We start from the raw sequence: 24,011 nt of genomic DNA on the forward strand, positions 1-24,011 counted from the left end.
AAAATGAATAGAAGAAACTTTATGGGTAAGGTGGTGTTGGGAGGAAGTACCATCGCTTCAGCCACACTTGCAGGTATTCCGGTTCACGCCAGTCAAAGTAGGAAAAGTGTGAACATAAATGAAAATGGTAAAACTTTAAAAGCTGATCTTATAATAGCAGGCGCAGGCTTAGGGGGATGTTCTGCAGCCTTTGCTGCACTTAGAAATGGTTTGACGGTGGTAATGACCGAAGAAACGGATTGGTTGGGAGGACAGCTTTCGCAACAAGGAGTGCCACCGGATGAACACAAATGGATTGAAACACATGGGGCTCCTGAGTTGTATAGAATTTTTAGAGAGAAAATCAGAGATTATTACAAAAGGTATTACCCCCTGACTAAGGAAGCAGCGGCCAACAAGAGGCTTAATCCAGGTGGGGGTTCTGTTTCTCGTCTTTGCTTTGAACCCAAAGTGGGGCATATGGTTTTACAGGAAATGTTTGCTGCCTATGAAAGTGCTCGCAAACTTATTTTGTTGAAGCATCACAAAGTGAATTCTGCCAAAGTAACAGGCAAAAAAGTGCAGGCTTTGATTGCTAAAAACTTGATAACAAATAAGGATGTGCTTTTGGAAGGGGCTTATTTTGTAGACGCTACTGAGCTGGGTGATTTACTTCCTTTGACAGGAACAGCCTATATTACAGGGAGTGAGGCCAAGGCTGATACTGGCGAATTCCATGCTGGAGTGACCCATAGACCCAATAACAACCAATCCTTCACAATGTGTTTTGCCATGGATTATGTAAAAGGGGAGGACTGGACAATTCCTAAACCTTCAGATTATGACTACTGGAGAGATTTTACCCCTCAGATGAACCCTCCATGGGCCGGGAAGATGCTTGAATTGAATTACAGTAATCCTAAAGATGTGCAACCCAAAGAACTTGGTTTTCATCCTGAAGGTATTAAGACTGGCAATAAGCTAAACCTGATGGTTTACCGCAAAATCATTTTTCAAGGAAATCACCAGCCAGGTTTCTACCAAGGAGATGCAACTTTGGTTAACTGGCCACAAAATGATTATGTCTCTGGAAATATAGTTGATGTTAGTGAGGCTGAATTTAAAAAACACATAGAGGCAAGTAAACAGCAAAGTTTGTCTTTACTGTATTGGTTACAAACTGAGGCGCCAAGACCTGATGGTGGCAAAGGATGGCCTGGGCTTAGACTAAGAAATGACTTAATGGGGACAGAAGATGGTTTGGCGAAATACCCTTATGTAAGGGAGTCTAGGCGGATTAAAGCGCTGTTTACAGTGTTAGAGGAGCATGTAGGTGCAGAACAGCGTTCCCAAGTATCAGGACTTGAAGGGAAAGATTTAAAAGCAGCCGAATTCTACGATAGCGTAGGTATTGGCTATTATCATATTGATCTTCACCCGAGCAGTGAAGGGGATAATTATATTGATTTTGCCTCCTTGCCATTTCAGATACCTTTAGGGGCATTGATACCTCAGGAAACAGAAAACCTTTTACCAGCCAATAAAAATATTGGTACGACACATATAACTAATGGTTGTTATCGATTACATCCAGTAGAATGGAGTATTGGAGAGGCTGCAGGAATGCTAGTTCCTTTTGCCATTACTAAGGGAGTAAGTCCAAAAACGATAAGAGAAGACAGTGAGCTTCTAAAAGAGTTTCAGGCTTTTGTAAGGTCCCAAGGTATAGAGACTTCTTGGCCAGATTGAAATAAATAGATCACGCTAATGCTTAAACTTTAGTGCTTATAAATTGTACTCAACTTTTGCCCTAATAGGCAAATTTTTAATCTCCAATTTAACAAGTTGGCCATTGATAGACACATGTCAATAATTAGAATATAGCTTAAACCCGAAATATGCAATAGACATTCTATTTCGTGCTGAAATCGCTTTGAAATCAGCCACTTCGTTGCTGTTTTCAATTTCACCATAGCGGTGCTATGCTAAAATCTCCAAACAGTCTGATTTTCTTGCGATTGCAACACTTCCCGTAAACACGGGACAGGCATCACCCCTGACTATTGTCAGGACGGAGAAATCCTATTACATAATCAGGGTTAAATAGAAAATGCCTGAAAATTAATATTTTCAGGCATTTTTCGCTTAAAGTCAAAGATTATTTGGTACCAATTTTTTGGACCAACCAATTGTGACCTTCTTCACTTTGTTCTGCATAACGCCAATGAGACGCATCATGATAGAGTGACAATTCTTTTTTTCCAGGCACTACATTAAATGCTGAATACATGGAGGTAGGAGGACAAACATTGTCATTAAATCCCCAAGAGTAAAATCCAGGAACTTTAACAAACCTTGCAAAATTAACTACATCATAATATTTTGAGGTTTCAATTTTCTCTGCCTTATTGCTCCAATCATCTCTAAATAGATGAGGCCATCCGCCGGCTCTACCATGTAGGTATCCGGTAAGGTCTGAAAGGGCTGGGTAGTAGCTTACCAAGTACTTAATCCTATCGTCCAAACCTGCAGTAATAATGGATAGAGCACCTCCTTGGCTTCCTCCCATCACACCAATATTTTCACCATCAAATTCTTCTTGGGCAAATATAAAATCTACAGCCCTTACACAACCTAAATATACTCTCTTGTAGTAGTATTTGTCCTTGTCATCAAGGAATATTCTATTGTAGTTAGACAATGCACCGGCACCTAAATCTTTGTATATCGAAGATTCATATTGGTCAACAGGAATCCCATGAATACCAATCTGTAAAGCGATTACATCCTGGTTAATATTGGCACCATAATAGGGCCTGATCCCTGCTCCTGGAACATGTAGGATAGCTGGGTATTTTCCAGGTTTCTTAGGCTTGGTTAATATGCCGTAAATTTTACCGCTAATGTTGCTAAAGGACACATGGTAAACATTTGTGTGGTGGGTAGAGCGCTCTGGTATAAGTGTTAGCACAGGCTCCAAAGGAATGCCTTTTAATGCATTTTTACCTTCTTCCCAAAACTCCTCAAAATCCTTTGGTAAGGTAGTGGTTGGTTGAATGTCCAATGGTGCAATTCCTGCAGTGCCTGTGTTGCTATAAGTTTTTCCATTTTCTTTGTACGTGACCTTACATCTTATAAACCCTGGCACGCTAAGTTTTCCGCCTTTCAAGGTGGTAGTTCCTTTTTTCAGGGTGCTGTTACCTGTTAATACAGGCTCCATTTTTTCTGGTCCAATTTCATATTCTATTTCTGCACCCTCTACCAATTGACCAAACTTATATACTGCTACATCAAATGAAATGTTATCACCTTTCTGGTAAATCATGTCTGCTTTGGAGGGGCTTACCATAATTCTGATAAGCTGGCCTTGTTGGGATTGTCCCAAGGCTAGTTGGCTGAAGATCAGACCAACGAAAAGTAATAAGGGATAGCAATTTTTCATTGATTAATGATTTTGGTTAAAATTTAATATTACTTCTAATTGAAGTATTGGCTAAGGTTTCAAAGAATTTTCGAATTCTCCAATCCCGAAAATACAATAATTCTTCTTTTTTAACATGAAAACCCATTATCAATTTGTCGATAAAATTTTAATTCAGTGTTTTTAATACTCCAGTCCTAATCCGCTGGATTTGATGTGATTTCCCCTTGTCTGATCAATAATAATTTAATTACAGGGTTAAATTTCGTTAATAGCAGTTTAGAAGGTGATTTAAAAAATATATTAATGAGATGAAATAGGAAAAATCCATTATTTTGGCCAAATTTGTACCTACCCAGAGAAAAAATACCCAATTATCTTGGAGATAGTATCGGATTGAATTGGATTTTTTTCGGATCTCTTGCTTTTCCAAATGAAAGTATCTTCAATTATTTGGGAGGCATTTATTAGAAGATGGGGTTAATGTCTGGATGAAACAAACGTAAGAACAAAAAATAATTTATGGCAAAATCGAAAGAAACTTTTAACAAAAAAGAAAAAGAGAAAAAAAGATTAAGGAAGAAGAAAGAGAAGGAAGAAAAAAAAGAGGTAAGGAAATCCAATTCCAATAAAGGAGGAGACCTGGATGATATGATTGCCTATGTAGACGAAGATGGGAATATCACTTCAACGCCTCCTGATCCTACAGTTAAGAAGAAAAAAATTGAGCTTGAGGACATTGAAGTAAGTGTGTCTAAGCAAGCCCCTATAGATCCGGAAGATCTTAGAAGAAAAGGTAAAGTTACTTTTTTCAATGAATCAAAGGGATATGGGTTTATTAAAGATTTGGAATCTCAGGACAGCATATTTGTCCATGTGAAAGGATTGGTTGATGATGTAAGAGAAAATGATCAAGTTACCTTCGAAACCGAGAAAACTCCTAAGGGTTTAAGTGCCATTGATGTAAAATTGGCTACCTAACGATTAAATCATTTTATATAAATGCTTATTGCTTAGATCTGGAAAAATTATTGACCTATCCTTTCTTTGCTTAAGTATTACATTTGCCAAAAGGTACAAATTTTTAAATTCCATCCAAGAAAAATCGTTATCTGGTTTTTATAAGGGTGGAATTTTTTTTATATGGAATCTAAAGCCTTGAAAAGAATTTTCGCAACCACCCTAAGGTTGCTACGTAAAAGGAATTCCACCATATCAATAAATGATGTTTTGTGCTAAATCCGACCAATTCCCTTAATTAACTACCGAATATTTTATTAAAGTTTTAGATACGGTGATATGTGTGATCTATTGAGACTTTGTGTTTTAGGGCAATAATATTTTTTGAATTTCTTGCCAATCGTTTACCCTTTGATGTTTTCCAGGGCTGGCATTTTCATTATGAGGTTGGGTATATAGAAAAGTTTTCCCTTCGAAAACATCAAGGTTTTTAAAATGATCATCAATCATTATATCTGTCTTGATTATCTCCTTTGAGCCACAAAACACCATTTGTTGCCATGTTATAAATGGGAAGTGTTTCCCTAGCCAGCTGTGTTTTTCGGCAAGACTTAATGGGAATTCAGTAGCAGCCGATACAATAAATAGGCGGTAATGTTTAGACAATTCTTTAAGCGCTTGTTGACTTCCTGCCATTAATGGGGCTGTTTCAAAAAAGCCATTGGAGTTTACATGTTTTAAAAGGTGTGGAAAAGCTTCTGCTTCAGCCTTTCCCACCATGTCACTCCTTTCTAAGGTTATGCCGCTTTCTGCTAAATGCATATCAATAAATTGCTGATAAACATCGGCTAGAACACCGTCCATATCTATAGCAATGGTTTTCATGAATCTTTGTTGTTTAATGCATCAACCAATTGACGATTAAGTTTTCGTTCTCTTTCTAAAGTATTTCTACGGTGTAATTCAAACTCTTCACGGAGATCCTCAAGGCTTTGTTGTGTTTCGGCGGTTACTTGATGACTTCTTTTAAAGCGGAAATAAGAAATCACTAAAATTATTATCAAGAGTATAATTATTCCCCATACCAAATTGCTGTAAAAAGTCTTATGCAATAACATGCCAAAAATACTAAAGCTGTCTTTTTCTTCAACTGCTCGATCAAAATCAGCCTTGGTAGTTGTAAGACGCTGATTCAAATCGTCTATTTGCTTTTTGTTTTCTTGCAATGTACTTTTTAATTCCTGTATGGTAGATTGGTATCCTTTGATAGAGTCCAATATGTTTGTTTGCAGTTTTTCAAGTGAACGCAATTTAATTACTTTGTACTCTTGATAATTGGTAGATACCTTCTTCAAGTAGTCAAATTGTTGCTCTATTGTACCATTTTCCAATTCAGTTGTAGTTGGAGCAGGTTGTTCCTGAGCTGAAAGGGTAAAGCTTAGGCATAAAAATAAGGTGAACAAAAAATAGCGAATCATCATAATGCAATTTGTTAATTTTTTTATTAATCTATTCATGAATAACTAATTTCTCTGCAAATTAAACAAAATTTAAAAGTTTTGTCTATTTGCTCTCAGTAGAATCTGCAAATCATTTGCAGACAATAATTTAATACAAAGAATAGTGATTTATAAAAGAGCAAAATTTATAAATTTTCACTATCTATTTAACCTGAAATATCCTTTTGACATGCTATCCGTTCTACAACCATTTCACGTTATTGTAGCTTGGGTTTCTAAGAGTTGTGCTATTGTATTTTGTAATTTAATAGCTTGATATTCTTTTGGTTATATTTTTTTGTTGAATTTAGATATGGGAATTGACAAGTCTGTTACAATTGACTATCATTAATCCTCATTAATGGATTGTAAAATACATTGACAAGCTTCCTGTATCTCTTCAAAATTTATGGTAAGTGGTGGAGCGATTCGCATGGCATTATCACAATATAAGAACCAGTCTGTAATGACCCCATTTTCTATGCAGCGGTCTATTATTGGTTTTAACACTTCAAATGAATCAAAAGCCACAGCCATCATTAAGCCTTTGCTTCTTATCTCTTTAATTTTTGGATGGACCAACAAACGTTTAAACATTGTTGCTTTTTCCTCTACTTGTTTGATTAAATTGCCCTCTGTTATTGTTTGAATGGTTGCTAAAGAAGCTGCAGCACTTACAGGATGTCCTCCAAATGTAGTAATGTGTCCCAGTAGTGGGTTTTCTTTAAACACATCCATGATCTTTTTCGATGTAACAAATGCACCAATAGGCATACCACCTCCCATTCCTTTGGCGCAAACCACTATATCTGGCACGATGTTGAAATGTTCAAAAGCCCAAAATTTACCTGTTCTTCCAAAACCAGTTTGGACTTCATCCATAATTAGTAGTGTACCAGTTTGGTTACACTTTTCACGCAAAGCCATAAAATATTCCTTGTCTGCGATTCTTACTCCAGCTTCTCCTTGTATGGTCTCTAAGATTATAGCGGAAGTATCTGTAGTGATAAGTTCTAGTTGCTCTATTTTTCCATAGGTTATGTTTCTAATTCCCGGTAGCAAGGGTCGGTAAGCCCGTTTGAAGAGCTCATTTCCCCCAACAGACAAGGCCCCATGAGAAGAACCATGATAGGCATCTACACATGAAATAATTTCCCTTCGGTTATTAAATCTTTTTGCCAGTTTTAAAGCCCCTTCTATGGCTTCACTACCACTATTGACCAGATATACATTGTCTAACGAATCTGGTAATGTGTTGACTAATGCCTGGGCTAGAAGGGTTTGGGGTTGCTGAACGTATTCCCCGTACACCATTAAATGAAGGTATTTGTCAAGTTGATCGTGAATTGCTGCCAACACATTTGGATGACGATGACCAATATTACTTACTCCAATTCCAGATATAAGATCCATGTATTTCTCACCATTTGGACCATAAAGAAATACTCCCTCTGCTTTTTCTATTTCTATCATCAGAGGGAAATCGGTAGTTTGGGCCAAATGAGATAAAAATAACTGTCGGTTGTTCATAATAAATAGAGTATTATAGTAAAAAACCTATTTCAGGTACAGTTTTTTACAATAATTGAAGGTTTTAAGACGATGGAATAGCAAAAGTAATCATAATAAATACTGTAAAGAAACCTTAAGCATTTAAGCTGGATTTAAATCATTTTTATCATTGGAAATCCAGTACCTATTATCAATTGAATTATTGGCATTAATTAAAATTAATGCCCTTAAATTAGGGTTTATCTGGTACAAATCACTTAATTTGAATATTACATAGTTATAAACCAAAAATATACCAATGGAATCAAAATTCTTTTCTTTGTTTTTAGCCCTGGGTGTTACCGGAGCATTTTCTGTTACAGCTCAGGAGAAAGAAATTAAATTACCACCTCAGGCTACTGAATTTTATGAGCCGGTGGTACAAGTTGTAACACCAGGTAGTGAAAACCACCTACCTCCTGCGGATGCTATTGTACTTTTCAACGGAAATAACCTGGATGCCTGGGTAAGTGAGAGGGATGGTAGTTTTCCTAAATGGGAAGTTAAAGATGGTGTTTTTACTGTAGTTGCCAAAACGGGAGGCATCAAGACCAAAGAGGTTTTTGGTGATGTTCAGGTACATATTGAATGGCGTTCGCCGAGTGTTGTAAAAGGTGATGGGCAAGGACGAGGCAATTCTGGCTTCTTTTTAATGGGGAAATATGAATTACAGATTCTGGATTCCTACGATAATAAGACCTATTCTAACGGCCAGGCTGCAAGTATTTACAAACAACATCCTCCATTAGCAAATGCCATGAGACCTCCAGGTGAATGGAATACCTATGATGCAGTTTTTACTGCTCCTCGCTTTGACTCAAAAGGGATGTTGATTTCTCCAGCGCGAATTACGGTATTTCACAATGGAGTGCTTGTTCAAAACAATGTGATGCTTCATGGTCCGACACAATACATTGGTATACCTCATTATGTAGCCCATGATGAGCAATTGCCATTCCATATTCAGGATCATGGAAACCCTGTTAGTTTTAGAAATATTTGGGCTAGAAAATTAGATTAAGCCATTCATTATCTTAAAATTATAAATAATGAATTCCAGAAGAAAATTTATCCATAAATCATTGCTGACCTCAGCAGGGATAGCAGCAATGCCGGGACTATTGTCTGCTGAGCACCTAAAAGCCAGAGCTATTAGGATAGGGGCAAATGACCAGATTAATTTCGGCTTAATTGGTTGTAAGGGGATGGGCTGGTCAAATATGCACAGCCATCTACGCATACCAGAAGTCAATTGTGTGGCCCTTGCAGATGTAGACCAAAGTGTTTTAGACCAACGTAGTGAAGATGTTTACAAACTTCGGGGAAAAAGGCCTAAACAATACAAGGATTATAGATTAATGCTTGAGGATCCCGATATTGATGCAGTAATCATTGGAACACCTGACCATTGGCACTGCCTGAATCTGATAGATAGTCTTTCAGCAGGTAAACATGCCTATACCGAAAAACCACTCGCCAATTCTATAGAGGAATGCAACTTGATGGTGAAAGCAGCAGATAGATATGGGAAGCTTGTTCAGGTAGGACAGTGGCAGCGAAGTGGATCCCAATATGAACAAGCCATAGCAATGGTAAAGTCAGGGAAATTAGGAAACATAAGATTGGTTAAAACCTGGGCTTATCAAGGTTGGATGAATCCAGTTCCACAATTGCCAAACAGTCAGCCACCTGCCGGCGTAGATTATAAAATGTGGCTTGGACCAGCTCCTGACAGGCCTTTCAATGCCAATAGATTTCATTTCAACTTTCGTTGGTTTTGGGATTATGCCGGTGGATTGATGACGGATTGGGGTGTGCACGAAATAGATATAGCCCTGTATGCAATGGGGGTTAGTGCACCTAAATCAATCATGGCTTCAGGTGGTAAGTTGGCCTATCCTGATGATGCTTCAGAAACTCCGGATACATTGCAAACCGTCTATGAATACGATGGCTTTAATATGTTATGGGAGCATGCTACAGGCATTGACGGCGGTAATTATGGTACGACTGAGGGGATTGCCTTTATAGGTAACAATGGTACGCTGGTAGTGAATCGTGGTGGTTGGAAAGTAATTGCCGAAACCGAAAATGTAAATGGTACCAAAAAAGAGAAAATTGAAGCAATTGAGCTAGTGAAGCCGGAAGGATCTGCACAAAGGTTACATTGTAGGAATTTCGTGGAAGCCATGAAAGCCAATGACCCATCCATGCTACATTGTGGAATTAAAACTGGATCTATCGCTGCAATAAATGCCCATATGGGAAATGTAGCCTATAAATTGGGTGAAAAAATCTATTGGGATGCTGACAAAGGCCAGTTTACTAGTGGAAAAGCAAATAAATTAATAAAAGCCAATTACAACAATGGGTGGAATCTGCCTAAAGTATAAAAAGCTTTTTTAATCAAAAAATAAGGGGATGCGTAATGCATCCCTTTATTTTTAATTCAAAGTCAGTAGGATCATTACAATAAGGGTACATTTGGCTCAATAATTTTCCAGCATTTTTTTTATGTGGGCTTTGGCATTAAACATATCCTGGAATTCATCCTTAATGACATGACCTTTGTCCAATAAATAGGTGATTCGCTTAGGTATACCGATGATGGGTACCAATGCATTGTATTTTTTACACACTTCACCGCTCGTATCTGATAGTAACTCAAATGGTAATTTATTGGCTTTTTTAAACCGAAGGTGAGTTTCCATATCATCTCTGCTAATTCCAATTACAGGAAGGTCCAAGTCCCTGAATTCCTCGAATTGATCTCTGAATTCACAGGCCTGTGCAGTACATCCTCCGGTAAAATCCTTAGGGTAAAAATAGATAATACATGCTTTTCCAAAGAAATCTTTTGAAAGCTTAAAATCCGATCCTGATGTGGATGGTAAGGTAAAGTCTGGCGCCTTTTGTCCGATTCTTAATCCCATTTTTTTAAATAGATAAACAAATTTCAGGATAATTAGTTTTCTTTTATTCGTTTTATCTGTTTTCTGGAACCAATTTTTCTTTATAGGACTTTTAATGAGGTAATTTTAATCTAGGTTTTAATAAGATATTTTGAGTAATTCAAGTGTAAGGCACATGTTGCTGGCAGTGTGTTTTTTCGCACTAATGAATGTTGCAGTTAAATTTTTACCCCATATTCCAGCCATTGAAATTATTCTTTTCCGCTCTGTTTTCAGCTTTATCTTCAGTTACATGATTCTAAAGCGTAAATCAGTACCTGTTTTAGGGAATAATAGGAAATTATTGGTGTTAAGGGGAGTGGTGGGCTCAGTAGGTTTAATTACATTCTTCTATACCCTCCAAAATATTCCTTTGGCAAGTGCTGTCACCATCCAATATCTTGGCCCTATCTTTACTAGTATTTTGGGTATATTTATAGTCAAGGAAAAGGTAAAACCGAAGCAATTTGTTTTCTTCGCCATTGCTTTTTTGGGTGTGTTAACTATCGAAGGTTTTGACCCTAGAATAGATGCCTTGTTTCTTGGAATAGGGATTGTGTCTGCTTTATTTTCTGGGTTGGCTTATAATGTGATCCGGAAACTTAAAAATACGGAACATCCACTGGTTATTGTGTTTTATTTTCCCCTTGTCACTATACCTGTTGCGGGTGTTTTAAGCTACTTTTATTGGGTACAACCAGAAGGTTGGGATTGGGCTTTATTACTATTAATAGGTATTTTAACTCAACTGGCGCAGTACTACATGACCATGGCTTACCAAAATGCCAATCTGGCAAAAGTGGCAAACTTGAATTATATCGGAATAATTTATGCTTTAGGCTTTGGCTACATTCTCTTTGATGAAACGTACAATTTAATTACCTACGGAGGCATGTTACTGGTTCTTTCAGGGGTAATCCTCAACTTCTTATATGTAAGGCAGCCAAAATCAAAATAATGAGTCAAAATGTGGTATAAGCCGCTTAATACTGTAAATTTGAGATTTATAGCACCGCATTTATGAAAATTACCAAAGACCTATATCACAGCTCACTTACTCTATTAACTGATTATTACCAATTTACCATGGCTTATGCCTATTGGAAAGCTGGTAAGGCCGAGGAAGAAGCCATCTTCAACTTATTTTTTCGAAAAAACCCATTTCAAAGTGGGTTTACAATTGCAGCAGGCTTAGATTATGTGATTGATTATTGCCGGAATATGCAGTTTGGGGACAATGAACTCGCGTTTTTGGCTGAAATGAAAGATGCCAATGGTAAAAAGGTTTTCGAAAGCGGTTTCATTGATTACCTGAAAAACATGACCTTTAGCTGCGATATAGATGCAGTAGAAGAGGGGGAAGTTGTGTTTCCGAACATGCCTATGGTCAGGGTCAAAGGCCCTTTAATTCAATGCCAGCTTTTAGAAACCCCATTATTAAACATTATCAATTTCCAAACTTTGATAGCAACAAAGGCAGCAAGGATTGTATTGGCTGCAAATGGGGATCCTGTGATGGAATTTGGTTTGAGAAGAGCGCAAGGAATTGACGGTGCCTTGGCTGCTAGTCGGGCATCCTATATTGGAGGTTGTTCATCCACTTCAAATGTAATGGCCGCCAAGCTATTTGGTATACCTGTGTCAGGTACTCATGCCCACAGCTGGATCATGTCATTTGATAATGAATTGTCAGCTTTTGAGTCCTACGCTGAAACTTTTCCCGACAATACTACACTTTTGGTAGATACCTATGACATTGTTCAAGGAGTAAAGCATGCCATCGAGGTAGCTGAGAAACTAAGAGGAATTGGCAAGGAAATAAAAGGAATACGGATTGATTCAGGGGATTTGGCTTATTTTAGTAACCTGGCTAGGAAGATGTTGAATGAAGCAGGTTTTCCTAATATACAGATTGTGGCAAGCAATGACCTTGATGAGCATATCATTACCTCATTAAAGATGCAAGAAGCGTCAATAGATGTATGGGGAGTAGGTACAAAACTGGTAACAGCTTATGATCAACCTGCTTTAGGAGCTGTTTATAAGCTATCTGCTTTGAAAGGTAAAGATGGAGACTGGGTTCCAAAGATTAAATTGTCTCAACAATCGATAAAAATAAATATCCCAGGATATCATAATGTGTTGAGGTACACCGCTGGTGGAAAGGCCTTGGCGGATATGATTTACCTTGAAGGTTTAGAGAAAAGTGATAAGGTTACCATTATAGACCCTATTGATCCTACTCGAAGAAAGAAGATTTCTGTGGACAATGCTGAAGCAGAAATACTTTTAAAACCTATATTTAGTAAAGGGGAGAAAGTTTATAATCGCCCAAGTATTCAACAAATCAGGCAGCGAACGCAAGATAGGCTTGCCATTTTTGATAAAACCCATAAAAGACTGATCAATCCTCATATTTATCCGGTGGGACTTGAAGCAAGTTTATATGAATACAGGACAGCCTTGGTGTTAAAAGCTAAAGCAATGGACAATGGAAGTTAATAAGGAAAACAGTGCGCTTATAATTGTAGATGTTCAAAATGACTTTTTGCCTGGCGGAGCTCTTGCCGTAGGCAAGGGAGATGAAGTAATACCTGTCATCAATAAGGTTAAAGATAAGTTTGACCTAATTGTAGCTACCCAAGATTGGCATCCCGCCAACCATGGTAGTTTTGCCGCCAACCATGAAGGCAAGAAGGTGGGGGAATCAATCAGCCTAAATGGTCTAGATCAAATTTTATGGCCTGTACATTGTGTTGAGAATTCGATTGGAGCAGATTTCCACAAATCTTTGGACAAGCAAAACTGGAGAGAGGTATTTAAAAAAGGGTCCAATCCAGTGGTTGATTCTTACAGTGGTTTTTTCGATAACGGTAGGAAAGAGAAAACAGGCTTAGGAGACTTCCTCAAAGCTAATGGGATAGAGAATGTATTTGTAACAGGTTTGGCGGCTGATTACTGTGTTAAATTCACAGTTTTAGATGCCCTGGATTTAGGATTCACTACCTATTTAATAGCGGATGCTACTAAAGGGGTGAACTTATCTCCGAATGATACTTTAGAGGCTTTTAAAGAAATGGAAACTCAAGGTGCAATCCTGGTTTCCTCTAGTTCTTTATAAATAAAACTGCCTTGGCCTTAAATAAAAGGCAATAAAAAACCCTTCAGTTTTATACTGAAGGGTTTTTTATTGGGGGAATCCAAAATTGAATTTATACTTCAGGCTCTTTAGTAGCATGTAATTTGCCCATTTCCTGATCGATCGTCCATAAACCGATTCCTTCTTCGCCAATAATATCGAAGATTTCCAAAGCTCTTCTAGCTAATGTTTCCTCTTCTCGTTGTTCAGTTACGTACCATTGCATAAAGCTAAAAGTAGCAAAATCTTTCGCATTGAAACAATGGTCTACTATGATGTTTATAGACTTGGTAACCTCTATTTCATGTTCAAGAATCAACTCAAAAACCTCTCGGAGGGAATTGAAATGCTGCCTGATATTGGTAACTTCCGGTTGAATGGCATGGCCTCCAGCTTCGTTGATGTACCTAAATAATTTAAGCATATGACCTCTTTCTTCTTCGGCATGGTCATATAAAAAACGGGCAGAGTTGGAGAAACCTTGCATTTCAGCCCATGAAGCCATAGAAAGGTAGTAAGCTGAAGATTTTCCTTCCATTTCCACCTGCTTGTTAAGCTTGTTCTCCGTATCAATTAATAGTGACCTCTTTAAGGTTACGATTTCTTTTTCTTTAGTTTTCATATTGAATTTTAGTTTTCTATGTTAAATATGCAAGGATACCTTTTTTAATGGCTTTCTGATGATAGGAGTAAATCGATGTTTTGAATCCTTTCAATCCTTCACTTGCTGTCTTTTCAATGATAAATATATGTATTTTCGCTCGCCATTCTCACAAACTAAACCTATAAATCCTAATTTTAAACCATTCTAAGGAAGCACCATGACTTCAATTTTACTTGCGAATTCAGCAGTATGGAATACCCGATGAGTGGCTTTGATGAAGTCTTTATTTTCGGCTTTAAAGATGTTTTCAACATATTTTTGAGGGTTTCTGTCAATCAAGGGAAACCAACTGCTTTGGATCTGAATTTGGATTTTATGGCCTTTTTTAAAGGTGTGTAAAACATCCTGTAATTTTAAATCAATTGAAGTAATTTGGTCTGGGACAAATGGTTTGGGGAATTCAAAACTTTCCCTATACCTGCCTCGAATAACTTCTGATCGAACCATAAGGTGGTAGTTCCCCATGTCAACACCATCCAATACATATTCGTGATTAGGGTATTCTCCAGGGTAAATATCAATTAGTTTAACAATCCAATCTGCATCGGTTTGTGAGGTTGCAACTTCTAGTCTGGCCATGATTTCTCCTGCGAATGTCATGTCTTCAGTTAAAGCCTCAGTTTCGAAAGTCAAAACATCAGGTCTTCTTGCAGCAAAACGCTGGTCATCAGCCATGTATTTACGAGGAGTAAAATTTAATTTGATGTCTTGGCTATAGGGTACTGGTTTGGCTGGATCTGATATAAAAGTAGAAAATCGATTCCCTTCTGGGGAATCATGTGAAAGCCTTCCTCCTTCATGCAAAAAGAAGCTTTTCAATTCGTTGTTTTCGGGTGGCCATTGATCAAATTTTTCCCATTTGTGTTTGCCAGTATCAAACATATAGGCTTCAGGTAGCTTGGGTTTTCCTTCAGTGGGTTCCTTTAAGAAATGATGGAAAAATGTGCGCTCTATGTTTTTCTGGTACCAGGTTGATATGGAATCTCCAAAGTAGATATTGGATACAATTTGCTGACCTGCTTCCCTTGACCAATCTCCATGAGACCAAGGTCCCATTACAATGGCATTATAAGTGTTGGGATTGTTGCTTTCAATGGTTTTGTAAACGGTGAGGGGGCCATACAGATCTTCTGCATCAAACCAACCGCCTACCGTCAATACTGCTGGTTTTATATTGTTTAAGTGGGGGATTATACTTCTTTCTTGCCAGAAGGAATTGTAATTGGGGTTTTCCTTTAATTGTTGCCAGAAGAAATTATCTTCACCATACCATTTGTCTGCATTTTTAAGTGAGCCCATATCCATGAAGAACTGGTATCCATCGTTTGTTCCAGGATTAACCATGTCATACCAAGCCTCCTCTGTTGGCCCGTCTTTTTGATAACCAAAAACAGAGGTAGCCAGCCAATAACTTAATAAATAGGCCCCATTGTGGTGAAAATCATCAAAATAAAAATCTCCTATAGGAGCCTGTGGAGATACAGCCTTAAGATTGGGATGTGCAAATGGTAGTGCTGCCGCACTGTAAAATCCAGGATAGCTAATGCCCCATATTCCCACCCTGCTATTGTGGTTTTCAATGTTGGCCAATAACCAATCTATGGTGTCATAGGTATCCGTACTTTCATCAATTTCTTTGGAATTTTTATTTCTTGCAGAAAGTGTAGGTCGCATATTGTCGTAGAGCCCCTCAGACATCCACCTTCCTCTTACATCTTGATAGACAAATATATATCCGTCCTTCATTAAAAATTCAGAAGGTCCAATTTTGCTTTTCATGTTGTTTGGTCCATAAGGTCCGGCACTGTAAGGTGTCCGTTGCATTAGTATTGGATATTGTTTCGATTTGTCTTTTGGAATGTAAACGACAGTGTGCAAATTGATCCCATCTCTCATAGGGATGTCATGTTCTACTTTTTCATAAAGCCTTTCAACCTCATTTATGTCTTGTGTGAATGCTTTAATCGAATAGGAAAAGAACAATATAAATAGGACCAAAATAGGGAGTGTTTTTTTCATGATCATATATTGTTTATTAGTAGCTCTAGCTTTCAATAAAGATATTGATTTTACCCTGAAATGGGCTTAAATTGATTAGCTTTGTTATTAAGATAATCCTTATTTCAGTGATTTTGGTGTAATTCCAAAAAAATATTTCATCTAAAATCATAGGTAACCAGTTAAGAATTAATAAGAAACATCAATAAATGAAGACCATTGCCTTAATTCCTGCAAGATTTGGAGCCACTCGTTTTCCTGCAAAGTTGTTAGCGGATTTGAGAGGGAAACCATTGATCGCCAGAACTTATTTAAGCACCCTTGCTACAAATGTTTTTGATGAGGTCTTGGTGGTGACGGATCACGAATCAATTGCTGAAGCTGTAAAAAAGGAAGGTGGCAAAGTGTTTTTTAGCCAAAAACCGCATGAAAGTGGATCCGACCGTATTGCAGAAGCAGCCGCCTCAATTGAAGCGGATATAATAGTAAACGTTCAAGGAGATGAGCCCTTTCAAGACAAGGAATCTCTCTCCAATCTCGTTGCTGCATTCAAGGATGAAAAAGTGGAAGTAGCTTCACTTATGTCACTAATTAAAGAACCTAGCCATATCAACAATCCGAATATTGTAAAGGTAGTTACCGACAAGGATAACTTCTCCCTATATTTTAGTCGGTCCCCCATTCCATTTCAAAGGAATGAAGCATCTTCACCGAAATATTTCAGACATATCGGGATTTATGCTTATAAAAAAGACCTTTTGATGGCTTTTACTCAATGGGAAAAGTCCTTATTGGAAAATGTTGAAATGCTTGAACAATTAAGGTTGTTGGAAAATGGCATCCGTATAAAAATGGTCAAGACTGAACACCAGGCTGTAGCCATAGATGTTCCCGAAGACCTTGATAGAGCCTTGACTTATTATGATAATAACCACTCAAGTTGATCCCTTAAGTAAATAGCTAAAGGCATAGCATTAATAGTTGTTTTTTTGGAGGAACTGCTACTTTTGGCTTTGAACCCGGATTATGTATAGGATTTCTCCGTCCTGACAATAGTCAGGGGTGAAGCCTGTCCCGTGTTTCCGGAAGTGTTGCAATCGCAAGACAATCAGGCTGTTTGGATATTTTAGCATAGCACCGCTATGGTGAAATTGAAAACAGCATCGAAGTGGCTGATTTTGAAGCGATTTCAGCACGTAATAGATTGTCTATTGCATATTTCATGTTGAAAGAATGCCCTGACAAAAGCTAGACACATGCCAGTTTCAAACCGCTACAATTTTATATGTTTCAGTAGTTGGCTTAAAATTAGTGATTTTACTGCTTCAGATTCAATAGGTTCAAAGTATGAACAGCCACAAGACCTGCAGTTTCTGTTCTTAAACGATGCTTGCCAAGGGAACAGGGTTTAAATCCATTGTTAATGGCTGCAGATATCTCATTTGGGCTGAAATCACCCTCAGGCCCGATCAATACAAGGTAAGATTCATTTGGTGAAGCTTGCTTAATCAAGTGCGTGTCATTGTCTTTGTCTACATAAGCAATAAAGCGTTCATGTGAATGAAATGAGGCATCGGTAATGAACTTTTCGTAGTCGGTAATTGGATTAAGAACAGGCAACCAGGTTTTAAAACTTTGCTTACATGCAGACACCAATTTTTTATGCAGTCTATCAAGTTTGATATTTGATCTTTCGATATGTGCCGTTTTCAGAAATGTGATTTCATCGAATCCAACTTCCGTCATTTTTTCTAGCATCCACTCCATGCGATCCATGTTCTTAGTCGGCGCAATAGCCAAATGAATATGTGACTTTTCTACCGGGGTGAAAAGTTGTTCTACGATTTTAAGTTTACATTTTTTCGGATTGTTGTCCTCAATAATACAAGTAAACAAGGACCCTTTTCCATTTGTGAACAGCACGGTGTCCCCGATGTTTTTTCTTAAAACTTTACATAAATGGTTGGACTCCTGAGCGTCCAAAGTAAATACTTCCCCGTTGATCTCCTCTTCAAAAAAAAGCTGCATGACATTGTCGTTTTATTCCTTCGAATTTATAAAATTAACCTTAAAGGTTATACAGGATTTGTTTATTATTGTGATAGAAACCTTTTTATTGATAATAAAAATTATTCAAATAATGACTACTACTTCTAATCTATCTCAAAGGATTCTTCAAGCCAATAATGCAGCATGGCAGCTTTGGCTTGAAGAATGCCTGTCGGCATTTGACTGTGTTACAGGGACCCTGCACGTGTTAAATAAAGAAACTGGACTTTTAGAACTTAAGGCTCAGGTGGGTATTCCAGATTTCCTTTTACCTAAAATGAGTACTATACCTGTTGGGAAGGGAATGGCTGGTATTGCTGCTGAAAGAATGGAAGCTGTGCAAGTTTGTAATTTGCAAACAGATGACTCAGGTGTAGTTAGACCCGGAGCTAAGGATACAAAGGTGGAAGGTGCGATTACCGCGCCTATGATTTTAGAGGAGGAATTATTTGGTACATTGGGTATTGCCAAAAAAGAACCTTATGAATTTAATGAAGAAGAAACCATTGCTTTGATGGATATAGCTGCTGCTTTGGCTCAAAAGGCAAAAGCCTAACCTGACTTCTCTGGGCTTAGAGAAGTGCCGATAGGTAATTAATTGACTAAAAAAAATGGCCGTATTGTTGCGTTTTTCAACAACAATACGGCCATTTTTTGGTTACTCATCGAATGAATCACAATCTCTCTCCTTAATCAAATAGATATTATGGCTTCAAGTGGTTAAAATTTAATCATGCGCTTGAAGGTAGATCCTCTATTTCTAGTGAAAGCATGTGGCTCAAGTCAAATTATACTTTGACGAAGATTTTCAAACGGTAAAGGATGTATAGAAACACCCAAACCAACATAAGGGCACCGAATGCTTGAAAAACAGAATGCCATTCTTCAGCTAGTGGCGCATATAAACCTGAAAATAACTTCTTGCTAGTGAACCTGAAATCGATAAAACTGAAGGCAAAATAGATGGTTAATGAGTTTAGCCCTATAACTTGAAAGAAGAAAGCCCATGTTCTTATTTTCCATACATCTATAATTACATAGAATAATAGCAAAGAAAGAAAACCCAAGCCGCTTGTTAACATTATAAAAGAACTGCTCCATAGGTGTTTGTTTATAGGGAAATGTAAGTCCCAAATCAAACCTATAATTACACCCATGATGCCTGCAATGGCTAAATATTTGATTTTCTTGGAGTCCAGCCAAGCCCTGGATAAAATATCTCCTGCCAAAGTACCAAAAACAGTAAGACACAATGCTGGGATTTGTGTTAACAGTCCAAGTTCATCATAGATTTCTTGTTTGAGGATGCCAGGTAAGAAAGTTCTATCAAACCATCCTACCAAGTTTCCTTCAATACTTAAATCTCCTGCTCCATATCCAGGAACAGGGATTAGAAATAAGGCTGCATAATAAAGCAAAAGAATTATGGCAGCTACTCCAATTCTTTTGTAAAAGTCGAAATTTAAATAAATAATTGTGGCGACGAAGGTGGCAATACCTATTCTACCCAAAACACTTCCCAGTCTAATTTGTGAAGGTTCAAAGAATGGGACTGGTGAATTTTTAAACAAAATACCTAAAAGAATAAGTATTATCATTCTCGAAAATGTTTTCTTGTATAAGGTGGTCTTGGTCATGCCAAAGGACCTTCCCTTGTTTAATGAAAACGTTAACGAAACTCCTGCAATAAATAAAAATAAAGGGAAAATAAAATCGTAAAAAGAAAAACCATTCCATGCAGGATGGTAAAATTGACCGGCAACCCAATCTACAGCGGAAATACCAGTTTTTCCTTTTAATTGTACTAAAAATGATCCTGCTCCTGCGATAAGTAACATGTCAAACCCTCTTAATGCATCTATTGAGAGAAGTCTTTTAGAAGGCGGAGATGAAGATGTATCCTTAGACCGTGGTTCTGAATCAATTTGAGTGATGGGTGGGTTTGTCATGACAAAGACTTTCAGTAAATTGGGGGATTATTTGAATAACATAATTCCTCGAATTTATTTTAAATTATTGGAATTAAAAAGTTATTTTATATACAATGGCTATAATATATTTGGTGTAGTAGAGGTAAGTTTTACCTATTTGAGGTATAATAAAAATATAGATAACAAAAGGAGAGATTTTCATAAGGTTGGAGGATTGTCAGGTTTTGCCGCTATTACCGGTTTGTTTTCTGCAATAAAAGTCGAAAATATAAAATCCAGTGAATCTCATCGTACCATGACTTTTAACATGTCCGGCTATGTCGTACCGGCATAGGAGAATGATGGACTCTCTTAGGAATGGTATTTCATTGGATATGGAAGTATATAATGCTGCAATCTGGAGTGTTATAGGGCCTTTAATTGAAAGGTCCGTTGCCAATAGATAGAGGGGAAACATTAGATGTCCCAGATTTAACTAGTGGAGGTTAGAGAAATAGTAAACCTCTTGGATGTCTCCCTGTCTCTTGAAGGAAATACAAATATTTTGCCTGAAAACTGGTGATACGATAAAGTGCTTAATTACATTTTACTTGGCCAAGATGGATTTATTAGCTGAGGATAAATATCAAACAAATAATACCTATTAAATGAAGATTTATAATCGAAAAGACCCATCTGAAATGGGCAAATTAGCAGGAGATCATGCTGCTGAGGCAATTTTGGATGCGATCCAAAATAAAGGTGAAGCCAATATTATTCTGGCCACCGGAACAAGTCAATTTGAGACGATTCAAACAATATTGTCCCATGATATTGACTGGAGTAAGGTTACAATGTTTCATTTGGATGAATACCTTGGATTGCCTGTTACCCATCCTGCGAGCTTCAGGAAATATTTAAAAGAAAGGTTCTTGGATAAGGTCAAAGGATTGAAAGCTTATCACTTAATTGATGGAGAGAAGGATCCTATGGAAGAAACCAATCGATTGAATGAGCTTATTAGCCAATCACCTATAGATGTGGCAATGGTAGGAATCGGGGAAAATGGACACCTTGCTTTTAATGATCCTCCAGCTGACTTTGAAACTACCACTCCTTATCTTGTTGTGGACTTAGATGTAGCTTGCCGTCAACAACAATTTGGTGAAGGTTGGTTTCCAACTTTGGAAGATGTTCCAAAAAAGGCCATAAGCATGTCTATTCAACAGATAATGAAGTCTAATAAAATCATTTGTTCTGTTCCAGATGAAAGAAAAGCAAAGGCCGTTAAAGCATGCCTTGAAAATGAAGTTAGTCCTGAATTTCCAGCGAGTATTTTACAACAACACGCAGATTGTGGGATATACCTTGATGAGGCTGCTGCATCACTTTTAGATGCAACCATTACTGTACACTAGGTAATAATATATATTTTCATCCCAAGCATATTTGCAGCTTAACAATACTTAATTGAAAAGCTGTATGATGTGCTTGGGATGTTTTTTTTTAGGCTCATTGGTATTAGAGAATCAGTTTTGCCTTTTATTAAGCAAGTATTTTATTCATCCAAAAGATTGGCCGTTTGATATTTTGGCTTTAACCCGGATTATGTAATAGAATTTCTCCGCCCTGACAAGGTCAGGGGTGATGCCTGTCCCGTGTTTACGGGAAGTGTTGCAATCGCAAGAAAATCAGGCTGTTTGGAGATTTTAGCATAGCACCGCTATAGTGAAATTGAAAGCAGCAACGAAGTGGCTGATTTTGAAGCGATTTCAGCACGAAATAGATTGTCTATTGCGTATTTCGCGTTTAATTATTAAAATGCTCCCAGTTTGATTGTTGTAAGGCGAGCAAATCTTCGGGTGTGTCTATGTCTATTTTACCTGCATCAAATTTCACCAGAGATACCAAACCCGGATTGGAAAGAAGTATCTTTTTTGCACCTTGTTTGTCAGGCATATCCACTATCATCTTGAAAACAGACTTGTCAAAGATAGCAGGTACGCCTGGTGAATTCTTGTAAAAGGCGGCGGCAATTGGCCGCTTACCTTTGGCTTTTGAATCCAGTAAAACATGGATTAATTCTTCATTTACCATTGGCTGATCTGATAATAGTACCAAAACCTGCTCTACTTGAAAATCATCCATAAGAGTTTTTAAACCTAACTTCAAGGAATTACCCATACCTTTTTCCCATTCCAAATTGACTACCGTCTGTAGCCTTGGGTGAGGGCTAAGGGGGTATTTCTGTTGCCCTTTAACTACTATTACAGGACCTAAGGTAGTGTTCAATGCAATGCTTGAAATCCTTTGCAAAAGACTTACTCCATTGAAATTGATTAGCTGCTTTGGTTCTCCTAATCTACTTGAGTTTCCTGCAGCTAGTATAATGGTAGCTGTTTCCATAGCACTTATCGGGGTAGGTCGTTGCCCATAAATGAATTTGGGTTTGTCATAGGTATTGAGCTTCCCCACTTGTCGTTAATGGATTGGATAAAGTGGTTGGCTAAAACCGCACTCCCTCTTGCATTAGGATGAACTCCATCGGTTGAAAAAGCTCCATTTGGTGGTGAAATAGAATTGGTAACAGCAACACTATTTGCATTGACCAAACCTTGGTTGATATTGTCCATTAGGTTTTTTGCATCTACCAAAACCAATCTGTCGGAATTTGAAGAAACAGCTGTGGCGATTATTTGATTGAAAGCGTTAATTTTTTCAGTCATCAATTCTTGTTCGGAGGGAAGCAAAATGTATTGGTCACCTACAGGAACGGTAACACCTACGATCATATTTGGATCATTTCCAATTATTTGTCCCAATACCTGACCTGTTGTTAAGGCAACTTTGTCGTTTATATTGCTTTGCCTGATTGATGGTAAACCATTTCCATTAAAATCAGTTAAAGTTTTATCTTCAATAATAAAACCGTTTTGCCCGGGGATAAAATTTATTTTTCTAAGGTCTCTTTCGGCTTCACTAAGCATACCTGCAGTTACAAGATTATCTAAGCCTGCATTATAGTCACTATAGACGCCATTAGCGATGCTTGCCAATGCTAATGGCAATGGAAGAGCATCCCATGTAACGGTGCTAAAGTAAGGGAGTTCATTGATGTTAGGGATGTTTCCAAGAGCCCCTTTGGCTTCCGTATTGGCTTGAAGCATGGTTCCCAAAGCCGCCTGATAGCGCTGTGAAAAATCCTGATCGCTTGTTAATAATTCCGGAATGGCACCACCTGTCAAAGCATAGGGTAAAACATCGTTTTTACCTAGCCAAAAAACGAAGAATGTTCCTTCATCTGCCAAGGCCGCCGCAGCATCTTCTATAGGTGTTGACATCCCAGGATTACTGGCAAATCTAGCATAATAGGGGTTGAATAAAGGGTGCGTGGGGTTTTGTAGATCCCCAGATGCCGGTAATAGTGCTCCGGCCAATGAAAGCCCATTTATTCCAAAATTATTGATTGAAGATTTATCTCCGGTAAATGGAGTAATGGGATTACCGGGAATTATTGGTGAAGGTAAAATACTGCCGGTATTTCTGTTTACAGTTAGTATTAAGCGGCCCAAACCTCCTCCTGTAGGAGTGAGGATCAAGTCACCCACCTCAGCATCAATTTCAGGCACGTTAAAAACACCTCCGCCAACTTCTTTCATTTGATTGGCTAAAATGACGGCAAAAGAGTTTTGTTGCGATCGATTGTATAAAGCCGCATCCATAACACCCGCAGTAATTGAACTTCCAATGGTGACCATTTTAGTGAAGTCGGCTTGCCCGGAATCCGGAGTTAATAAATCAGGTTCTGGGAATTCATATTGGCAGGAAAGGAGTAAACCAAGGGCCAAAAATGTAATAAACGTTTGATATCGTTTCATAATCTTATTGGT

Annotated in this window: 22 protein-coding genes; 11 read left to right on the top strand and 11 right to left on the bottom strand. The window is 37.8% G+C overall.

Going from position 1 to position 24,011, the window contains the following annotated elements; all coding sequences use genetic code 11:
• Positions 1-3: 3 nt before the first annotated feature.
• The gene (locus tag AC13EX_RS03050) at positions 4-1,728 is read left to right on the top strand and encodes an FAD-dependent oxidoreductase (RefSeq protein ID WP_482891497.1); all 1,725 of its coding nucleotides are present in this window, start codon (positions 4-6) and stop codon (positions 1,726-1,728) included.
• Between the two features lie 409 nt (positions 1,729-2,137).
• On the opposite strand, the gene AC13EX_RS03055 is transcribed toward AC13EX_RS03050, so the two are convergent.
• Positions 2,138-3,421 (bottom strand): acetylxylan esterase, encoded by a 1,284-nt coding sequence (locus tag AC13EX_RS03055; RefSeq protein WP_482891498.1) that lies wholly within the window; start codon positions 3,419-3,421, stop codon positions 2,138-2,140.
• A 501-nt stretch (positions 3,422-3,922) separates the two neighbouring features.
• Here AC13EX_RS03055 and AC13EX_RS03060 point away from each other — a divergent pair.
• A complete protein-coding gene (locus AC13EX_RS03060; protein WP_048644070.1) occupies positions 3,923-4,381 on the top strand; it encodes a cold-shock protein in 459 nt (152 codons plus the stop codon).
• A gap of 345 nt (positions 4,382-4,726) precedes the next feature.
• Here AC13EX_RS03060 and AC13EX_RS03065 read toward each other — a convergent pair whose 3' ends face one another.
• The 3 genes from AC13EX_RS03065 to AC13EX_RS03075 form a co-directional block, all read right to left on the bottom strand.
• Positions 4,727-5,245 (bottom strand): 5' nucleotidase, NT5C type, encoded by a 519-nt coding sequence (locus AC13EX_RS03065; protein WP_482891499.1) that lies wholly within the window; start codon positions 5,243-5,245, stop codon positions 4,727-4,729.
• Positions 5,242-5,841, bottom strand: coding sequence for a hypothetical protein (locus AC13EX_RS03070; RefSeq protein WP_482891500.1), 600 nt, complete (start codon positions 5,839-5,841; stop codon positions 5,242-5,244). Before AC13EX_RS03070 ends, AC13EX_RS03065 begins: the two co-directional genes overlap by 4 nt.
• 366 nt (positions 5,842-6,207) lie before the next feature.
• Positions 6,208-7,389: an aspartate aminotransferase family protein gene (locus tag AC13EX_RS03075; protein WP_482891501.1), complete on the bottom strand. Its 1,182-nt coding sequence runs from the start codon at positions 7,387-7,389 to the stop codon at positions 6,208-6,210.
• Positions 7,390-7,669: 280 nt separating this feature from the next.
• Between AC13EX_RS03075 and AC13EX_RS03080 the strand changes: the two genes are divergently transcribed.
• Positions 7,670-8,431 carry a 3-keto-disaccharide hydrolase gene (locus tag AC13EX_RS03080; protein WP_482891502.1) on the top strand — a complete coding sequence of 254 codons (762 nt, stop codon included), beginning with the start codon at positions 7,670-7,672 and terminating at the stop codon, positions 8,429-8,431.
• 28 nt (positions 8,432-8,459) lie between these two features.
• Positions 8,460-9,803 carry a Gfo/Idh/MocA family protein gene (locus AC13EX_RS03085; protein ID WP_048644066.1) on the top strand — a complete coding sequence of 448 codons (1,344 nt, stop codon included), beginning with the start codon at positions 8,460-8,462 and terminating at the stop codon, positions 9,801-9,803.
• A gap of 96 nt (positions 9,804-9,899) precedes the next feature.
• Here AC13EX_RS03085 and AC13EX_RS03090 read toward each other — a convergent pair whose 3' ends face one another.
• The gene (locus AC13EX_RS03090; RefSeq protein ID WP_482891503.1) at positions 9,900-10,343 is read right to left on the bottom strand and encodes a peroxiredoxin; all 444 of its coding nucleotides are present in this window, start codon (positions 10,341-10,343) and stop codon (positions 9,900-9,902) included.
• A gap of 154 nt (positions 10,344-10,497) precedes the next feature.
• Between AC13EX_RS03090 and AC13EX_RS03095 the strand changes: the two genes are divergently transcribed.
• From AC13EX_RS03095 to pncA, 3 genes are all read left to right on the top strand, one after another.
• Complete coding sequence (locus AC13EX_RS03095) at positions 10,498-11,319, top strand: DMT family transporter (protein ID WP_048644064.1); 822 nt, start codon at positions 10,498-10,500, stop codon at positions 11,317-11,319.
• A 62-nt stretch (positions 11,320-11,381) separates the two neighbouring features.
• A complete protein-coding gene (locus AC13EX_RS03100; protein WP_482891504.1) occupies positions 11,382-12,863 on the top strand; it encodes a nicotinate phosphoribosyltransferase in 1,482 nt (493 codons plus the stop codon).
• Positions 12,853-13,482: a bifunctional nicotinamidase/pyrazinamidase gene (gene pncA, locus AC13EX_RS03105; protein ID WP_482891505.1), complete on the top strand. Its 630-nt coding sequence runs from the start codon at positions 12,853-12,855 to the stop codon at positions 13,480-13,482. Before AC13EX_RS03100 ends, pncA begins: the two co-directional genes overlap by 11 nt.
• Before the next feature lie 91 nt (positions 13,483-13,573).
• On the opposite strand, the gene AC13EX_RS03110 is transcribed toward pncA, so the two are convergent.
• A complete protein-coding gene (locus AC13EX_RS03110; protein ID WP_048644061.1) occupies positions 13,574-14,122 on the bottom strand; it encodes a ferritin in 549 nt (182 codons plus the stop codon).
• A gap of 186 nt (positions 14,123-14,308) precedes the next feature.
• Positions 14,309-16,183 (bottom strand): CocE/NonD family hydrolase, encoded by a 1,875-nt coding sequence (locus AC13EX_RS03115; protein WP_482891506.1) that lies wholly within the window; start codon positions 16,181-16,183, stop codon positions 14,309-14,311.
• Between the two features lie 188 nt (positions 16,184-16,371).
• Between AC13EX_RS03115 and kdsB the strand changes: the two genes are divergently transcribed.
• Entirely contained in the window at positions 16,372-17,106 is a 735-nt protein-coding gene (gene kdsB / locus AC13EX_RS03120; RefSeq protein ID WP_048644060.1) for a 3-deoxy-manno-octulosonate cytidylyltransferase, read from the top strand.
• Positions 17,107-17,479: 373 nt separating this feature from the next.
• On the opposite strand, the gene AC13EX_RS03125 is transcribed toward kdsB, so the two are convergent.
• On the bottom strand, positions 17,480-18,190 hold the full coding sequence (locus tag AC13EX_RS03125; RefSeq protein ID WP_482891507.1) for a 16S rRNA (uracil(1498)-N(3))-methyltransferase: 711 nt from the start codon (positions 18,188-18,190) through the stop codon (positions 17,480-17,482).
• Positions 18,191-18,302: 112 nt separating this feature from the next.
• Here AC13EX_RS03125 and AC13EX_RS03130 point away from each other — a divergent pair, with 112 nt between their 5' ends.
• Positions 18,303-18,767, top strand: a complete 465-nt coding sequence (locus tag AC13EX_RS03130; protein ID WP_482891508.1) for a GAF domain-containing protein — start codon at positions 18,303-18,305, stop codon at positions 18,765-18,767.
• Positions 18,768-18,999: 232 nt separating this feature from the next.
• Here AC13EX_RS03130 and AC13EX_RS03135 read toward each other — a convergent pair whose 3' ends face one another.
• Positions 19,000-20,160, bottom strand: a complete 1,161-nt coding sequence (locus tag AC13EX_RS03135) for an acyltransferase family protein (protein WP_482891509.1) — start codon at positions 20,158-20,160, stop codon at positions 19,000-19,002.
• A 31-nt stretch (positions 20,161-20,191) separates the two neighbouring features.
• Between AC13EX_RS03135 and AC13EX_RS03140 the strand changes: the two genes are divergently transcribed.
• Positions 20,192-20,476: a hypothetical protein gene (locus tag AC13EX_RS03140; RefSeq protein WP_482891510.1), complete on the top strand. Its 285-nt coding sequence runs from the start codon at positions 20,192-20,194 to the stop codon at positions 20,474-20,476.
• Between the two features lie 313 nt (positions 20,477-20,789).
• Positions 20,790-21,539 carry a glucosamine-6-phosphate deaminase gene (locus AC13EX_RS03145; RefSeq protein ID WP_339718104.1) on the top strand — a complete coding sequence of 250 codons (750 nt, stop codon included), beginning with the start codon at positions 20,790-20,792 and terminating at the stop codon, positions 21,537-21,539.
• A 391-nt stretch (positions 21,540-21,930) separates the two neighbouring features.
• Here the strand turns inward: AC13EX_RS03145 and AC13EX_RS03150 are convergent, their stop codons facing one another.
• Complete coding sequence (locus tag AC13EX_RS03150) at positions 21,931-22,527, bottom strand: nucleotidyltransferase family protein (protein ID WP_482891511.1); 597 nt, start codon at positions 22,525-22,527, stop codon at positions 21,931-21,933.
• Between the two features lie 5 nt (positions 22,528-22,532).
• Positions 22,533-23,999 (bottom strand): SGNH/GDSL hydrolase family protein, encoded by a 1,467-nt coding sequence (locus AC13EX_RS03155; RefSeq protein WP_482891512.1) that lies wholly within the window; start codon positions 23,997-23,999, stop codon positions 22,533-22,535.
• Positions 24,000-24,011: the final 12 nt, after the last annotated feature.

It is taken from the genome of Cyclobacterium sp. L-R (assembly GCF_056859355.1).

Excerpts from the sequence above, each read along its gene's own strand:
- AC13EX_RS03050 (WP_482891497.1), top strand. The coding sequence starts at position 4 with ATGAATAGAAGAAACTTTATGGGTAAGGTGGTGTTGGGAGGAAGTACC.
- AC13EX_RS03055 (WP_482891498.1), bottom strand. The coding sequence starts at position 3,421 with ATGAAAAATTGCTATCCCTTATTACTTTTCGTTGGTCTGATCTTCAGC.
- AC13EX_RS03060 (WP_048644070.1), top strand. The coding sequence starts at position 3,923 with ATGGCAAAATCGAAAGAAACTTTTAACAAAAAAGAAAAAGAGAAAAAA.
- AC13EX_RS03065 (WP_482891499.1), bottom strand. The coding sequence starts at position 5,245 with ATGAAAACCATTGCTATAGATATGGACGGTGTTCTAGCCGATGTTTAT.
- AC13EX_RS03070 (WP_482891500.1), bottom strand. The coding sequence starts at position 5,841 with ATGATGATTCGCTATTTTTTGTTCACCTTATTTTTATGCCTAAGCTTT.
- AC13EX_RS03075 (WP_482891501.1), bottom strand. The coding sequence starts at position 7,389 with ATGAACAACCGACAGTTATTTTTATCTCATTTGGCCCAAACTACCGAT.
- AC13EX_RS03080 (WP_482891502.1), top strand. The coding sequence starts at position 7,670 with ATGGAATCAAAATTCTTTTCTTTGTTTTTAGCCCTGGGTGTTACCGGA.
- AC13EX_RS03085 (WP_048644066.1), top strand. The coding sequence starts at position 8,460 with ATGAATTCCAGAAGAAAATTTATCCATAAATCATTGCTGACCTCAGCA.
- AC13EX_RS03090 (WP_482891503.1), bottom strand. The coding sequence starts at position 10,343 with ATGGGATTAAGAATCGGACAAAAGGCGCCAGACTTTACCTTACCATCC.
- AC13EX_RS03095 (WP_048644064.1), top strand. The coding sequence starts at position 10,498 with ATGTTGCTGGCAGTGTGTTTTTTCGCACTAATGAATGTTGCAGTTAAA.
- AC13EX_RS03100 (WP_482891504.1), top strand. The coding sequence starts at position 11,382 with ATGAAAATTACCAAAGACCTATATCACAGCTCACTTACTCTATTAACT.
- pncA (WP_482891505.1), top strand. The coding sequence starts at position 12,853 with ATGGAAGTTAATAAGGAAAACAGTGCGCTTATAATTGTAGATGTTCAA.
- AC13EX_RS03110 (WP_048644061.1), bottom strand. The coding sequence starts at position 14,122 with ATGAAAACTAAAGAAAAAGAAATCGTAACCTTAAAGAGGTCACTATTA.
- AC13EX_RS03115 (WP_482891506.1), bottom strand. The coding sequence starts at position 16,183 with ATGAAAAAAACACTCCCTATTTTGGTCCTATTTATATTGTTCTTTTCC.
- kdsB (WP_048644060.1), top strand. The coding sequence starts at position 16,372 with ATGAAGACCATTGCCTTAATTCCTGCAAGATTTGGAGCCACTCGTTTT.
- AC13EX_RS03125 (WP_482891507.1), bottom strand. The coding sequence starts at position 18,190 with ATGCAGCTTTTTTTTGAAGAGGAGATCAACGGGGAAGTATTTACTTTG.
- AC13EX_RS03130 (WP_482891508.1), top strand. The coding sequence starts at position 18,303 with ATGACTACTACTTCTAATCTATCTCAAAGGATTCTTCAAGCCAATAAT.
- AC13EX_RS03135 (WP_482891509.1), bottom strand. The coding sequence starts at position 20,160 with ATGACAAACCCACCCATCACTCAAATTGATTCAGAACCACGGTCTAAG.
- AC13EX_RS03145 (WP_339718104.1), top strand. The coding sequence starts at position 20,790 with ATGAAGATTTATAATCGAAAAGACCCATCTGAAATGGGCAAATTAGCA.
- AC13EX_RS03150 (WP_482891511.1), bottom strand. The coding sequence starts at position 22,527 with ATGGAAACAGCTACCATTATACTAGCTGCAGGAAACTCAAGTAGATTA.
- AC13EX_RS03155 (WP_482891512.1), bottom strand. The coding sequence starts at position 23,999 with ATGAAACGATATCAAACGTTTATTACATTTTTGGCCCTTGGTTTACTC.